The sequence below is a fragment of the Sphingobacterium sp. UBA2480 genome, from assembly GCF_002341965.1.
Classification (GTDB): domain Bacteria; phylum Bacteroidota; class Bacteroidia; order Sphingobacteriales; family Sphingobacteriaceae; genus Sphingobacterium; species Sphingobacterium multivorum.
Genome location: NZ_DDPA01000007.1, coordinates 227,746 through 242,888, shown reverse-complemented (window position 1 = coordinate 242,888; position 15,143 = coordinate 227,746). Strand labels below are relative to the sequence as shown.

Below are 15,143 nucleotides of genomic sequence, written 5' to 3'. Positions count from 1 at the left end.
TTCTCTTCCGTGTTTCTAAGTTCTAAAATTACTAAAAGATAATATTTTATAAGGAATCAACAAAATCTTCTTCACAATTATCCATAAATAGCATGCTAATCCCCTTTGAAAAGCCGATCTACCGACCACCAGATCAACCTAACTTAAAAAATTTAAATGTGCTAAATACCCGATAAATATGAGGTAAAATAAAGTATCAGCAACCTAAAGCAGACAACGATATCTGCCGGTCACCCGGGATTTCAGCCAAATGAAAAATAGATTTCACGTTATTAACGAGTGTTTTTGTCCGTAAAGACTTTGTATAGCAGAATTGCGACAAAAGACTAAAATCGGCATAATTTTAGCGTCTTAATAATTGCTGAGCCACTATATTAATACGCTAATGAATAAAATATTGAGATTTTTCGATCTACATCAGGGAGAAGACCTAAAGGAGACTGTTCTAGAAAATGTTGTGAGCAATATCTCTTTTCGCGGTGCTAATGCATGGATTCTAGCATGCGCAATTGTGGTTGCATCTGTAGGGCTAAATGTAAATTCTACAGCGGTAATTATCGGTGCTATGCTTATATCCCCATTAATGGGCCCGATTGTTGGAGCTGGATTTGCGTTGGGGACCTTTGATTTTCCCCTCTTAAAAAAATCATTAAAAAATCTATTGATAGCAACTTTAATAAGCTTAGTTGTTTCTTTTATTTATTTTCTTTTAAGCCCCTTCAAGGAAGCGCAATCCGAATTATTAGCGCGTACATCCCCCAATATTTATGACGTAATGATTGCACTATTTGGTGGTTTAGTAGGGGTTATCGCGATTACTAGGGTAGACAAAGGTAATCCTATTCCTGGCGTTGCCATAGCAACAGCCTTGATGCCCCCACTTTGTACTGCAGGCTACGGATTAGCTATCGGTAATCTCAGTTATTTTGCGGGTGCTTTATTTCTATACATCATCAATTGTGTTTTTATCTGCATTGCTACATTTATCATTGTCAAATATTTGCGTTACCCCAAAACTCATTATATCGATAAAAAACGCGAAAAAAGAATTACTCAAAGTATTACCATCATCACGATTATTCTTGTATTGCCAAGTGTCTATTTTGCATACAATCTACTGCAAGAAAAAAAATACACCAGCAAGGTAAACCAATTTGTTCAACAGGAACTCAGCAACAAAGGTTACACCGTTATCTATGAAAAGCTGGAGATGAATAGTAATCCAAAGAAACTTGAACTTGCCTTTTTATCAAAAAAATTCAGTGACAAAGAGGTTGAATCTTTACAGCGTGTAATGGAATCATTTGGTATTACCAATACTAACCTTGTCATTCATCAGGATAGTTTAGATTTAAAATCGAGTATTCTAAGCGAAATAGACAGACGTACAGCAGCTGTAAGTGAAAAGGACCTCACGATACGCGCCCTAAACAATGAATTAGCGAAATACCAGTTGGCCAGTCCGCAACTCGATCGCGATATCGCTGTATTATTCCCCGAATTGAATTCCTATAGCATTGGTGTCCAACAACATTATGCAAAGGCCGATAGCGTTGCCAGTATAGTGGCATTTATATACGCTACCAAAACCCCACTTCCACCAGCACAACACGAAAAATTACAACAATGGTTACAAAATCATTTCCCTAAAGATAGTGTAGCGATCATTAGTCAATAGCAGGCAATCCATCGGAAAATATATTTTTAATAGCATCTGCTCAACAAGCAAGTAATGGAAAAATTAAAAGATCAGGACCAGCCATTCGTGTTTTTTAACGATTTAAGGAAAATATAACACAATACTGGAAAGCCTACATAATAAATAACGACAACAAACAACGGAAATATTCCTTCAGGTCTAACCGGATCGACGGCATGAGCTTTTATTAAAAGTTGCAGTCCAATATTTTTTTCCTTTGAGAATACGACCATTGTTGTGAAATTATAAGCAAAATGCAAAGCAATTGGAAATATTATTTTACCCGTTTTTATACATATACGTGCTAGTAAATAACCAAATACTCCCGTCGAAATAAAGACTTTTAACATTTCAAAAGAATGTCCGATTATGCCATATGAAAACCAGTGATAAACTCCAAAAGCTATGGCTGTTATGAATGCAGCTTTTGTCTTCCCATAGCGACTGACCAGAATATACAATAGAGCTCCTCTAAAGATCAATTCTTCAAATATAACTGCTTTCGATACATAATAAAGACTTCGAAAAAAATCCCCAAGTGTATACTCTGGGTTAAACTTATAAGGATTTTCTACCAAATAGGCTATTCCTAAATAGAGGATAACCAAATAAAACATTGGTACAACCAAACTTAAAAATAACGGTTTGCCTTTCGCATAAAAGCCCAATACCTTAAGGTCCTGGTGACAGAAGTGTTTTAGTAAAAACCAAGAAACCAACAATTCAATAACAATAGCAATCATACTTTTTTTCTTCAAAGCTATAGTCTTAAATCATTTAATTTTACGACATTTGAATACGCCGCAAAATGCCGTAAGATGACCAATAAATCAAGTAAAGAAAAAATTGCACTTCTGATCAAAAATGCACGTATAAACCGAGGCTACTCACAACAGCAACTTGCTGATCTGGTCAAGCTTAATCTGCGATCCGTACAGCGTATTGAAAATGCTGAAGTCCTTCCAAGGGCCTATAACCTAAATCTTATAGCAAGGGAACTTGAGCTGGATATAGCAGTACTGAAAGAGGAAAGCAATATTTCAGATACAGCAGAACCTGACCAAATCAATAATACATTTAATAAACCTCGAAAACTCATACTAAGTATCGGTATCGGATTGATTGGTATTTTATTAATAGCCGCCTTTCTATCACAATCAAGTGGTTTCCCGGAAACGAGCTTTGAACTGTTTTTGTTGCTTGCTTTGGTTGTTGTGGTTTATGGGATCATACTTTGGACCATTTGGCGTAGTTAACAATCTACTACTTTACGATAGATGCATCTTGTATAAAAATTTCAACCCGAGTCCTGTCTTTTTCGTTAAGCTTGACATATCCTTTTAAAGTAATAGTGTTCTCCTTCAACCAAATTTTATCGTTGTTAGCCAACGTAATCTCTACCATCGGTGGAATTCCATTTTGCCCACAAAACATGCATTGTAAAACAGGTAAAACGGACAATAGGAACCTGTTATGTCGGAGACCTGCCTTGAGCGGCACCATATACCCCTGAAGTTCCACCTTCATGCCATCCATTTTTGCAAGCTTACTGGGAAAAAATGGCGTGTATATCGTTTTCCCATTTTTCTTGTTCACTTTATACAACATGGTATCAAAGGTTTTCCAAACTTCATTCATGAGTGGCTTATGGTCTGCTAGATGCTGAGATTCCAACCCCGTTTGTGCCAAGACTGAATAACACTCTCCACCTAAAAAAATGAGTAAAAAAACAAGAGTAAATTTCTTAAACATAGCCTATTAAAGATGTGACAATCAAATATAGTGAAAAAACATTATATGCAACTAAATTGCATTTACTGCTTTTTCACTATATTTATAAAAATAAGTTAACAACTCCTAATTGCAGGAGTCTTCGTATATCTAATTAGTGTACACTAACAAAACAATTATTTATGAACACATCATTAAAAAGAGACATCTCCTCCCCTATCGAAAATCTAGGCGATCTTCATATCATGACTTCGATTGATACACCTATGCGACACGATGCATTTACACGAACCGACAGCGAGAAAATTAAAAAGATCGCGCAGCTTTTTCAGGATATCATGCATGAATTAGGCCTTGACCTCCAGGATGATAGTCTCAGTGGACCCCCCTATCGTGTGGCTAAAATGTATATCAATGAATTGTTCTATGGCCTCAATCCAGCCAATAAGCCCCAACTTTCCACATTCGAAAATCGATATGGTTACAACAAACTATTGGTTGAGAAAAATATACGTGTAAATTCAGCCTGCGAGCATCATTTTCTACCAATTGTGGGGCGAGCGCACATTGGTTATGTAGCAAAGAAAAAAGTAATCGGATTATCAAAGATAAATCGTGTAGTAGATTATTACGCACACCGCCCACAGGTACAGGAACGGCTTACGTTACAGATTTTTAATGAACTTAAATCGACCTTAGAAACGGATGATATTATTGTGCTCATTGACGCAGATCATCTCTGTGTATCAGCACGGGGAGTTAAAGATACGACCAGTAGTACAACTACCATGGAGTATAGTGGGATATTCGCATCGGAAAGTCAAAGAAATGACTTTTTTAATTTATTGAAATAAGATACCATATGGAATAATTTTCCATGTACTTCTGATAATTATAGATCGCATATTTAATCATAAAAAATGAATAAAAGTCATGCTCGCCCTGTCACGATACTGACAGGCTTTTTAGGTGCCGGAAAGACTACTTATCTAAACGCCCTAATGAAATCATATCCGAACAAACGTTTTGCTATTATCGAAAATGAAATCGGCCAACTCAACGTTGACAGCATGTTACTGACTGAAAATTACGGACAACTTGTTCCACTTCAGGAAGGCTGTCTCTGCTGTACGCTAAATGACGAGCTCTATAGTTCGCTTGAATTACTTTATAAAAAACAAGATAGTTTTGACGAGTTGGTTATCGAATGTACTGGTTTAGCCATACCGACTGCAATTATAGAGCCCTTTACGACGCACCCGATATTCCATAACTACTTCCCTTTAAAAAAAATTATTTGTCTCGTAGATGCCACTCTTGTCGAAGATCAGATCAAGGAAAGAGATGAAGTACTCAGACAAATTATGGCGGCTGACGCCATCATCATTAATAAAACCAACGATGTACACCCAACTTATCTAGATTCGCTGTACAATTATTTAGCGAACCTAAATCCACTTGCAAAAACTTTATATTCGAAAGGAACAATGGAATTTCCTTTTGAAATAATTGAAGATATAGTGTACACAAAGAAAATAGAAACGTTTTCTTTTCTCAAAAACCTGTCCCCCAATAAGACGACAATATTAGGTCAATCGAGTTTCGGAAAATCACATCTCAATGATATTTCGACACGAATCTACACCTTTGCAGAAGAGTTTAATTTCGTCAATTTATTCCTTGGCTTGAGCAAGCTTGTCGGAAAATATACAAACAGAATCTATAGGGTAAAAGGAATCGCATTTAAAAAAGATAGCGACAAAAAAATCATTATTCAAGCTGTAGGTTCTCGTATCGAAATGAGTTATGGCAGCCAATGGAAACAGGAGGATAAAAAGTTGAATACGATGGTTTTTATCGGGAAAGAACTGGACAGTCTGTATATAGAGCGCCTTCTCACAAGACTACTGGAAAATCATTCCAATTAATAAGAGGTAAATACCATCATCGATGTACGATGTCTTAGAATTGCTGCGCTCGATAGTGAATTCGCGCACGGCTTTTCTAAATTCCACTGTGGAAGCTTTAAGGTGATTAATTAATCTATCAATTTATGCAGATTTATATTTCAGCCGCGCTCCAAAGAAATGCAATCATTTCCTGCCGAACCAGCATACGATACTTGCATTCGGAAAGAAATTTGGATTCTATTGAGGTAGCAGTTAACAGATCGCATTAAAAATCATAGGTCAATGTATAATAAAATTATAGATTATGCACAGATTTACTTGTTGCTGAATTAGAATTTTCCGTCATTTGTGTAAATGATTTTTTTAGCTTAAAAAAAATCACCGCTAATTATTGACATGGCTGATACAAATCGAATTACACGGAGCAAATAACATGACCTATTTTACTCCTAATTTGTGCGTACTCCAGATTGAATTATTGAAAATCATACAACATTAAAACAAGAATGAAAAAATTAACACTTGCCCTAATTTTCTTGGCTGGAGTTTACACTCAGCATGCAGAAGCACAGATAGCAGGTACAGGGTCCGACAAAGGACTTGATCTGAGCTTAATGGACAAATCTGTACGTCCCCAGGATGACTTTTACAACTACGTGAGCGGAACCTGGATGAAAACCGCCAAAATACCTTCTGATAAACCTACTTGGGGAAGCTTCAATAAATTGGCAGAAGATACGGACAACAACTCGATGAAAATTCTGAGCTCTCTTCTAAAAGATAAATTTCCAGAAGGAAGCGAAGGAAAAAAAATACAGGACTTGTACGCCTCCTATATGAACTTGCAGAAGAGAAATGCCGATGGGATTAAGCCCATCCAAGGAAATCTAAGCAAAATCGATGCGATAAAGAACCTAAAAGATCTTCAGAATTATTTAACTTCCGTAACCAAAGAAGGTGAGAATAATTTCTACGGCTGGGGGGTCGGTGCTGATTTAAAAGACTCTAAAATGAACGCGGTTTATTTAGGAGAAGCGTCCTTAGGTTTGGGAAGAGATTATTATCAAAAAGAAAATGAAAAAAATACCGAAGCAATTGCGGAATACCAAAAGTATGTAGCTTCCATGTTAAAGGAGTTGGGGTATAAAAATGCTGAAACTGCTGCAAAAGGGATTGTTGACTACGAAAAAAGCATTGCAAAAACCTACCTGACCAATGAACAAAGCCGGGATAATACATTACAATACAACCCGCAGACTATGGCTGAGCTATCTGCTCTAGTCAAAAATGTAAATCTACCTGAGTACCTCAAAAAAGTTGGCGTCAATACAGAAAAAGTAATCATCGGAGAATTAGGTTATTATAAGAACTTTGACAAATTGATCAGCAACCAGAACCTTCCTGTCATTAAAGATTACCTTAAGTTTCATCTTATTAATGGGAGTGCCTCTTATTTGAGTGAAGAACTGGGAGATATGCGATTTGCTTTTTATGGGAAATATTTAAGAGGCCAGCAAGAGCAAAGAGCACTAAACAAAAGAGGATTTGAACTGATCAACTCCACTTTAGGTGAAGCTTTTGGGAAGTTATATGTTGAAAAATATTTTCCCGCAGAAGCCAAAGCGCAAATGGTGGAATTAATTGACTATTTAAAGAAAAGTTTCGCACTTCATATCAATGATTTAACATGGATGTCCTCTGTCACCAAAGTTAAAGCGCTTGAAAAACTAAATAAATTTACCGTAAAAGTTGCCTATCCTGACAAATGGAAGGACTATTCTAAATTAAATATTCTATCGGAAAGCAAAGGTGGAAACCTGTATGCTAACTTGCAAAGTATCACTACATGGCGATATGAAAGAGATTTGGCGAAAATCGGAAAAGCAGTAGACAAATCAGAATGGGGAATGACTCCACAAACAGTAAATGCCTATTACAATCCTGTAAACAATGAGATCGTGTTTCCAGCAGCAATTCTCCAACCTCCATTTTTCAATCCACAAGCTGATGCCGCGGTTAATTTCGGTGGTATAGGTGCTGTAATTGGCCACGAAATGAGCCATGGATTTGACGATTCCGGAGCGCAATTTGATGCGGATGGAAACTTGGTCGACTGGTGGACACCAGAAGACAAAGCCAATTTTGAAAAAGCAACAAAAACACTCGCAGCTCAATACGATAAATATGAACCTGTAAAAGGCACTTTCGTCAACGGAACATTTACAAACGGTGAAAATATCGCGGATTTAGGAGGTGTAAACATTGCTTATGATGCACTTCAACTATATTTAAAAGATAAGGTAAACCCAGGTGAAATAAGTGGATACACACAAGACCAACGTTTTTTCCTAAGCTGGGCAACGGTATGGAGAACCCTATCCAGTGAAAAATATATGGTCAACCAAGTTAAAACTGATCCACACTCTCCAGGATATTTCAGAAGTTTTGGTCCATTGATCAATGTTGACGCTTTTTATAAAGCTTTCGATGTTAAGCAAGGTGACAAACTTTACAAAAGTCCAGAAGAGAGAATTAAAATCTGGTAATAAGCATTATACGGGAGCTGTCTCAAAAAAGGCAGCTCCTGTTATTTTCTTTAATCCAATATCTATTTCTTTTGTGAACCAACCAACCAACCAACCAACCAACCAACCAACCAACCAACCAACCAACCCCAATATCGAAAGCACCACTGGTAACATTTCGTTTATAATTCACTAAATCATTTTAGTATACTTATATTCATATTCTGAAAAACCAAGAAGTATACCATGATAAAAACCAAAACCTCAATTTTTGTGCTGGCACTATCGCTCTTCGGTTGGCTTAATGCTTTGGCACAACAGCCACAGCTTTCAACCCCATGGACAGCAATAGCCAAGCAAACAGAAATCCCACTTTCCGAATATCCACGTCCCCAAATGGAAAGGAATGAATGGCTATGTCTCAACGGTAAATGGGATTATATAGGTGGAAAGGATGCTCCGAACGCACTAAATCCTGCTGTCCCCATTTCCTTTGACCACAGCCGAGAAAGCATTCTTGTCCCCTATTGTCCAGAGTCCTATTTATCCGGAATACAACGCAAACAAGAAATTAATCTGTGGTATCGTAAAAATTTCGAGCTACCTAATCATTGGAAAGGGAAAGATATTATACTCCATTTTGGTGCAGTGGATCACGATGCAACTATATTTGTAAATGGTAGAAAAGCTGGTACTCATTCAGGTGGCTACGACTCCTTCTGGATCAACATCACTGAGTTTTTAAAGGCCGGTCCAAATAACATTGTCGTCGCAGTGCATGACAAGAACGACGGTAAGTATCCTTCGGGCAAAAATGGACCTCGAGGCGACTATACATTTTCTTCTGGCATATGGCAAACTGTGTGGATGGAACCAGTAAGCAAAAACCATGTACAGGGAATCAAATTGTTGCCTCAAGTAGCAGAAAAACAACTAAAAATACAGGTCACTAGCACAGCGAAGGCAAAAGTTACGGCCATCGTTTCTTCAGAGGGAAAAGAAATTTCAAAAACGGTAATTCAGTCGGGCATGGAATTTAATATCCCGGTAGAAAATCCAAAACTTTGGTCTCCTGACTCCCCCTTTTTATACGATTTAAAATTAAGTATACATGGGAAGAATGGAGAAATCATTGACGAGGTTAAGAGCTATTTTGGTATGCGTGATATTAAACTTGGTAAGGTAAACGGAATTGTAAGGCCGCTCTTGAATGACAAATTTGTGATGCAGCTCGGTCTCCTGGATCAGGGGTATTGGCCCGATGGTATTCTAACAGCACCTACGGAAGAAGCTCTCAAATATGATATCGAGTTTACCAAAAATGCTGGTTATAACCTTATTCGTAAGCATATGAAAACCGAACCCCAACGGTTCTATTATTGGGCAGATAAAATGGGACTGCTTGTGTGGCAAGATATGCCCTGCCTTTGGTATCCCGAAGAAGATACTACGATTTATCGAAAAGCATTTCGTGATGAATACAAGGCCATCGTTGACGACCACTACAACTCGCCATCCATTATCGCCTGGGTTCCTTTTAACGAAAATTGGGGCGCATTCGATGTACGCAATATTACCGACTGGACCAAACAATATGACCCTTCACGTTTAGTGAACGGTAATTCGGGATTTAACAACAATCCATCTTACCAAAAAGCTTATGGTGACCCCGGAAATGGAGATTTTGTTGACACCCATATCTATGTTGGCCCCAAGGGTGCCTCAGAACCTGATTCGAAAAGGGCAGCTTCCCTCGGAGAGTTTGGTGGCGTAGGCTTATTTGTCCGCGGTCACATGTGGCCTGTCGAAAACAATGCCTATGCCTACGAACCCACTATAGAGGCACTCACAGACCGTTATATATTCCTAATGGACAATGTCGAACAATTGCTCCGATACAAAGGACTGAGTGTTGCTATTTATACGCAAACTACCGATGTGGAACATGAAGTCAATGGCCTATTGACTTACGACCGTAAAATACAAAAAATGGATCTTGAAAGAATAAAAGCAGTCAACCAAGCCGTGATTAAAGCTGGAAATGAATTGAATTAGCGGATACAGATGTTCGCTATTTCGCTCTCAAAGAATTTTCAAACGATTCAACTGAAACAGCTGTTCTTTTTGCAGAAGTGTTTAATAACAGATCAACGGGTAACACTATTATGGCAAAATATTCAGAAAAAGCATCTGAGAAAGTTGAAAAGACGATGCACGAAATGAAAGAAGGAAAATTAAAATCTGGTAGCGGGAAAAAGGTAACATCACGAAAACAGGCGATTGCTATCGGCCTCTCCGAAGCAAAAAAAGAAGGTGCCAAAGTACCCAAAAAAAAATCCTAGCAAGTAAACTTGCTAGGATTTTCTCTTTAGCCCAAATTATGCTTTTTCATGCGGCAATCTACAGTAGGGATTTTTTCTTGTCTGTACCATCATAAGGATCTGACAAAACATTTTGACTATCCTCGACATCTATAAAATTTTGATTTACATCTACGGGTGTATAAATATGAACACTGCTTCCATTTCTTTTTTTGAGATAATATTGAATCTTTGTTGTATCAATATTGGTCACATCTGAAGCTGTCCATATCATTTTATGACCTGCACCATCAATCGTTATTACTGTATCATTGCCACGAGCGATGATACGCTGCAGTCCCAATTCTCCTTTTCGATCACCTTCTCTTGTCAACAAATGTGTGTTACCATCTTTATCAATCATCCTGATCTGTTGATTATTGTTGCATCCAACTAAAAGGCTGAAACTAAACAGAAGAAATGGAAGGGTCGTTCGTATTATTTTCATATCGTTCGTGGTATAACTCAATATAGTTTAACGACGAGACACAAAGATGCTGCCAAAATACAGCTGGCATGAAAGATACCTTCCAAAAGTTGGTGGATTTACCCCGAGTAGTGATCGCCTCCAGCAAACAACCTGCTGCTAATTCACATACAAAAACTATCTGTCTCTATTTTATATTCGTTTTTTTTATCAGACGGCTGGCACTTTCTGCTGCAATGATCAATTGCTGCTGCAAGCATAATTACATCTTTCAGGACTAATCTACCGGCCGCGGATAAATAAGGAAAACCATAATTAGGTGACGGGAAATCTCCATCTAGCTTTGGCACAAACGCCTCTGGAGTTGTTATAAGGAAAGAAAGTGTAACCAATGACATAAGCACGGTACACAATGCCCCAAAAATTCCGATTTTAGGATACCAGATACCTAAAAATATCATCAGACCAATTGAAACAATTACAAAGCCAAGTATATAAGAAAAAATATAAGTTCCATTTTCTTGGTGCCATGCAATATTTTTCTTTACGACACGACCCTCCGGATTTTTAAACAACTGGTATTCCGGTATTAGCTCTCCGTTTTTATCCAACACCCGTTTTTCCGTATTATGATAAAAAAAACGCATTGCCGGACTATTAATAACAAAAGGAACTATACCATCAGCTTCATATTGAAATGCTTTTAATCCTCCAATCCATGCCATCACAATAAAAATTGAAATTCTAGCAAAGTTTGTAAAGATATATTGTGACTTTGCCAATAGCTTTATTATTTTCTCCATAACGTAGTTTGTTTAATACCATGCAAAACTAAACAATGGCTTAAATCCACAACATGGACAAATAGATCTATAACATAGCCTTTTCGGCAACAATTGATAAACCGACCCGCTTCCGAAATACCTTAGGAGATACGCCTACCATCTTCTTAAAAAATCTACTGAAATAAAACTCGTCTTTGTACTGCAAATTGGCTGCTATTTCTTTAATACTTTTGGCCGTCAAATGGAGCTGTCTTTTACTTTCCAATACGAGGCGTTCCTGGATCAACTTTGAAGGGGATTTTCCCCATTTCAATTTTATTTTTTTCGTAAAAACGGCTGGACTTAAACCATAGTTCGCTGCATAAAAGGTAACTTCTTTATGCGCTTTATAATTCTTTTCCAAAAAATGCTCAAAGTCATCAATAATATCTCTATGAGCCAATACGGTTTTTGTACGTCGTTAAAAAGTAGCTTTTGTCTACTCGCCAGCGCTAAAATCAGCTGTAAATAGGTTCTGCTCAATGACTGATCATAGGATTCCGACGACATTTTGAGCTGATCTATTTTTTCCATGATAGTTGATATCTCATGATAAATAGCTGCTGAGAGCAACACATGAGGTTGCTGGTAGATGTTGTTGAATAGAATTCCATTACAGGCAACTTCATCTTTATGATATTCTATACAATAGAAATCGCCGTGAAATTTTAGCACACTAAAGGTACTTTTCTGCACCACATCCATCGTAAACAACTGATAGGGAAACAAAAACAAAACACTTTTAGGATCCGCATGGTATGTCACCAAATCAACCGAAAAACTCGTCGCTTTCTCAAATAAAAGAATGCAGTACAATGGTTCACTAATGTTGAATCTACCGGCAGATAATACTAATTTTTCAAACAGGATATGGGAATAGTTCATGTTATTAAGCTAAAATATGAATTTAATCGAACCTATTCATCCGGTCTTAAGCTTCGCTTCAAATGATAAAACTTAAGTAGAATATGGTCATACCATAAGGCAAATAAAAGCATACTAGCCGGTAACAATAATGTTTTCAGTTTAAAATATTGAAACATAAAACCGCCTATAACTCCCCCAATAAAAAAGCCTCCAATAATCATCAACTTAAGAAAAATACTTTTGTGTAATTTCACTTTTTCAGCAATTTCTCTATAAAAAAGTAACTGCGAGATTTCAATACCAAGATCAGTAAACAATCCCGTCAAATGCGTCGTTCTGACAACTGATTGTGACACCTTCGTTACCAGGGCATTCTGAAGTCCCATAGCAAAAAGCAGGGCAAATGAAATTATTGTTGGTAACGTTGGCCCTGCTTTAAATAAAGCTGGGAGCAGTCCTACATTAATTAAGATAATAGACTCCATACAAATTGGAATGATATAAGCGTTATGTGATTTCTTTTTTGAAGCTAATTCTACAATAAAACCTGACACGGTAGCTCCCATTAAAAAGAAAGCAATGTATAACAGATAAATCAAAGCCATCTTATAATTCATTAAAATCAACTGTTCTGAAAAAAAAGCGAAGTGACCTGTGACATTCGTTGTTAAAGTGCTAACGGCAAGAACACCTGTAATATTGACCAAACCCGCAACACAAGATAAAATAGAGGCTAACTTTAAATTATGAATATAATTCCTTCCTCTCCCTTGATGCCTAAACATTTGAATTAATCTTTATAAATTAGAGAAAATAGATGAAAACAAGATTCATTTAAGGTTTCAGTAAATCATATACCCTGACATAATCCACCTCCATCTCTGCAGGAAATGCGCTGCTATCGACGCCTTGCACACCGCCCCAATCTCCACCAACGGCCAGATTCAATAGTAAATGAAATCTTTTATCAAATGGCCACACGCCATTGCCTTTTCCTTCATTTGGAAAACTGTAGATCTGTACATCATCCACGAAACCACGAATATATTCGGGGGTCCAGTCTATCCGATAATTATGAAACTCCGATGTTGCCTGATCAATTCGTTTCATCACTCCTTTTTGAGTTCCGATAGAATGATTATAATCCTTTGTATGAACGGTAATATGTATTGCATTCTCGTCATAACCGACATGCTCCATGATATCTATTTCTCCCGAATGTGGCCATCCTCCGTAAACCCAATCTGTCGGTAACATCCAAGCGGCTGCCCACGTACCTTTCCCTTTCGGCACCTTGGCTCGGACTACAAATCGACCATATAGAAAATCGCCCTTGTTTTTACTCATCAGCCTGGCAGAAGTATAGTTCAACCCTTCATATTGTTCTTTTATTGCAGTAAGACGTAAAACACCATTTGCCACACTTGCATTTTTTCTGTTTGCATCTGTATAGTATTGAAGTTCATGATTTCCCCAACCATTATGCAAGGAGCCTACATCATATCCCCATTTTTTTGCGTCCGGAAGACCATTGTAATCGAACTCATCACTCCAACTGGGCATTTCAGCAAACTTATATTCTCCTACATGTGTACTATCGGGACTTGCGGAAAGTATTGCGATCAAAGGAAGTATCCAAAGGCTCATTATGTTTATATTTTATACAATTATTGATAAAGCTAATGAAAAATATGAATAGATTACCTCACATCGGAGACGCAATTTAAAGCTCAGTTAGTAATTATAAAACCGCGGCTACTAACTTTAGTTTAATCATTTTCACTTTACTAAAACGTGCACTATCAACCAATGGAAAGTGATAAGCAGGAGGAGATTACCCGCAATTAATATAAATTACGCTTAAAAAAGGTAGGTACAGTCAGGTTGCGATAAATTGCTTTCGTAAGATTTCGGGAAAATATACTTTTGAAAAAACTTTTAGCACTGTACGACACAAGTAAAAGATCAATAGCTTCGATTTCCACCATGTAGTCGATACAACGTGGTATAGGCATATTGTAATCTAAACGATTGACCGCATTTTTTTCCACATAATCAATATTATTAAACGAAAATTGGGCGGATAGCTTTTGTTTCCAGTCTTCAATATCTTCTTGTTTTGGAGAGATATACTTTTGTGTTACGTGCAACAGGCTGAGATTAAATTTCTCCGGTACACGTAAGGTGAAACTGTCGAGTAGATCATATTCGGACGCTTTAAAATTGCTCAGTAATCCGATATTTTGCAACCTAAATTTTTGGAAAGTGATGGGTACTGCCAAGACACCGATTGGACTCTTTTTTATCAGGGCGAAGGTATTGCTTCCCAAGACAGCTTTCTGTATCATACCTTTACCTTTAGCTCCCATGACGATAAAATGATATTCCTTTTCTTGTAGTAAGTTTAGTACCGTTTTTTCCAAGTTGCCGGCCAAACTTGCGGTTTTACAGCGGAGATCAGGAAATTCATCGTCGATACGTATCTGCCAGTCCTTGAGCATGCTTTCAGCCTCTTCCTTCTGAGGCTTCAAAAACATATTCTCCATTTTCGCATGGACACTGTCTTTTATTGGGATGGTATAAGTATGCAGAAGTTCTACTGTCCAATTAAATTTTTTAGCCAGATTCGCCGCATATCGAATAGCAGTCCATGAGTTTTCAGAAAAATCGGTGAGTACGAGAATTGTTTTGTCCATAAATATTTTGCAGATAAATCAGCGCGGATTATTAGTATTACAACAGTAAAGAAGGCAGAAGGTTTTTAATAATCAATCAAAAGAGAGACTTTAAAAAAAAGGTT

Annotated in this window: 17 protein-coding genes; 7 read left to right on the top strand and 10 right to left on the bottom strand. The window is 37.4% G+C overall.

The features are described 5' to 3' along the window. The first annotated feature begins 385 nt into the window (after positions 1 to 385). The gene (locus B3600_RS14295; protein WP_286753377.1) at positions 386 to 1,678 is read left to right on the top strand and encodes a DUF389 domain-containing protein; all 1,293 of its coding nucleotides are present in this window, start codon (positions 386 to 388) and stop codon (positions 1,676 to 1,678) included. 71 nt (positions 1,679 to 1,749) lie between these two features. Here B3600_RS14295 and B3600_RS14290 read toward each other — a convergent pair whose 3' ends face one another. Next, the gene (locus B3600_RS14290; protein WP_286753376.1) at positions 1,750 to 2,457 is read right to left on the bottom strand and encodes a CPBP family intramembrane glutamic endopeptidase; all 708 of its coding nucleotides are present in this window, start codon (positions 2,455 to 2,457) and stop codon (positions 1,750 to 1,752) included. A 60-nt stretch (positions 2,458 to 2,517) separates the two neighbouring features. Here B3600_RS14290 and B3600_RS14285 point away from each other — a divergent pair, with 60 nt between their 5' ends. After that, on the top strand, positions 2,518 to 2,955 hold the full coding sequence (locus B3600_RS14285; protein ID WP_070566885.1) for a helix-turn-helix domain-containing protein: 438 nt from the start codon (positions 2,518 to 2,520) through the stop codon (positions 2,953 to 2,955). A 7-nt stretch (positions 2,956 to 2,962) separates the two neighbouring features. Here the strand turns inward: B3600_RS14285 and B3600_RS14280 are convergent, their stop codons facing one another. Beyond that, positions 2,963 to 3,451, bottom strand: a complete 489-nt coding sequence (locus B3600_RS14280; RefSeq protein ID WP_286753375.1) for a hypothetical protein — start codon at positions 3,449 to 3,451, stop codon at positions 2,963 to 2,965. A 161-nt stretch (positions 3,452 to 3,612) separates the two neighbouring features. Here B3600_RS14280 and folE point away from each other — a divergent pair, with 161 nt between their 5' ends. From folE to B3600_RS14265, 3 genes are all read left to right on the top strand, one after another. Next, entirely contained in the window at positions 3,613 to 4,284 is a 672-nt protein-coding gene (gene folE / locus B3600_RS14275; RefSeq protein WP_286753374.1) for a GTP cyclohydrolase I FolE, read from the top strand. A gap of 66 nt (positions 4,285 to 4,350) precedes the next feature. Continuing rightward, positions 4,351 to 5,358, top strand: coding sequence for a CobW family GTP-binding protein (locus B3600_RS14270; protein WP_286753373.1), 1,008 nt, complete (start codon positions 4,351 to 4,353; stop codon positions 5,356 to 5,358). Between the two features lie 488 nt (positions 5,359 to 5,846). Beyond that, positions 5,847 to 7,886: a M13 family metallopeptidase gene (locus B3600_RS14265; protein WP_286753372.1), complete on the top strand. Its 2,040-nt coding sequence runs from the start codon at positions 5,847 to 5,849 to the stop codon at positions 7,884 to 7,886. Positions 7,887 to 7,892: 6 nt separating this feature from the next. On the opposite strand, the gene B3600_RS14260 is transcribed toward B3600_RS14265, so the two are convergent. Next, on the bottom strand, positions 7,893 to 8,042 hold the full coding sequence (locus tag B3600_RS14260) for a hypothetical protein (protein WP_286753371.1): 150 nt from the start codon (positions 8,040 to 8,042) through the stop codon (positions 7,893 to 7,895). A gap of 69 nt (positions 8,043 to 8,111) precedes the next feature. Between B3600_RS14260 and B3600_RS14255 the strand changes: the two genes are divergently transcribed. Both B3600_RS14255 and B3600_RS14250 read left to right on the top strand, forming a co-directional pair. Then, positions 8,112 to 9,920 (top strand): glycoside hydrolase family 2 protein, encoded by a 1,809-nt coding sequence (locus tag B3600_RS14255; protein ID WP_286753370.1) that lies wholly within the window; start codon positions 8,112 to 8,114, stop codon positions 9,918 to 9,920. A gap of 110 nt (positions 9,921 to 10,030) precedes the next feature. Beyond that, positions 10,031 to 10,207, top strand: coding sequence for a DUF6496 domain-containing protein (locus B3600_RS14250; RefSeq protein ID WP_167450483.1), 177 nt, complete (start codon positions 10,031 to 10,033; stop codon positions 10,205 to 10,207). Positions 10,208 to 10,265: 58 nt separating this feature from the next. Here B3600_RS14250 and B3600_RS14245 read toward each other — a convergent pair whose 3' ends face one another. The 7 genes from B3600_RS14245 to B3600_RS14215 form a co-directional block, all read right to left on the bottom strand. Further along, entirely contained in the window at positions 10,266 to 10,673 is a 408-nt protein-coding gene (locus B3600_RS14245) for a hypothetical protein (protein WP_286753369.1), read from the bottom strand. A gap of 143 nt (positions 10,674 to 10,816) precedes the next feature. Next, positions 10,817 to 11,455 (bottom strand): DUF417 family protein, encoded by a 639-nt coding sequence (locus B3600_RS14240; protein WP_286753368.1) that lies wholly within the window; start codon positions 11,453 to 11,455, stop codon positions 10,817 to 10,819. 67 nt (positions 11,456 to 11,522) lie between these two features. Continuing rightward, positions 11,523 to 11,750: a helix-turn-helix domain-containing protein gene (locus B3600_RS14235; RefSeq protein ID WP_286753367.1), complete on the bottom strand. Its 228-nt coding sequence runs from the start codon at positions 11,748 to 11,750 to the stop codon at positions 11,523 to 11,525. 29 nt (positions 11,751 to 11,779) lie between these two features. Further along, the gene (locus B3600_RS14230; RefSeq protein WP_286753366.1) at positions 11,780 to 12,361 is read right to left on the bottom strand and encodes a hypothetical protein; all 582 of its coding nucleotides are present in this window, start codon (positions 12,359 to 12,361) and stop codon (positions 11,780 to 11,782) included. Between the two features lie 32 nt (positions 12,362 to 12,393). Next, positions 12,394 to 13,128 carry a YoaK family protein gene (locus tag B3600_RS14225; RefSeq protein WP_046675092.1) on the bottom strand — a complete coding sequence of 245 codons (735 nt, stop codon included), beginning with the start codon at positions 13,126 to 13,128 and terminating at the stop codon, positions 12,394 to 12,396. Positions 13,129 to 13,177: 49 nt separating this feature from the next. After that, entirely contained in the window at positions 13,178 to 13,990 is an 813-nt protein-coding gene (locus B3600_RS14220; RefSeq protein ID WP_286753365.1) for a glycoside hydrolase family 16 protein, read from the bottom strand. Between the two features lie 197 nt (positions 13,991 to 14,187). After that, a complete protein-coding gene (locus B3600_RS14215) occupies positions 14,188 to 15,039 on the bottom strand; it encodes a universal stress protein (protein ID WP_286753364.1) in 852 nt (283 codons plus the stop codon). Positions 15,040 to 15,143: the final 104 nt, after the last annotated feature.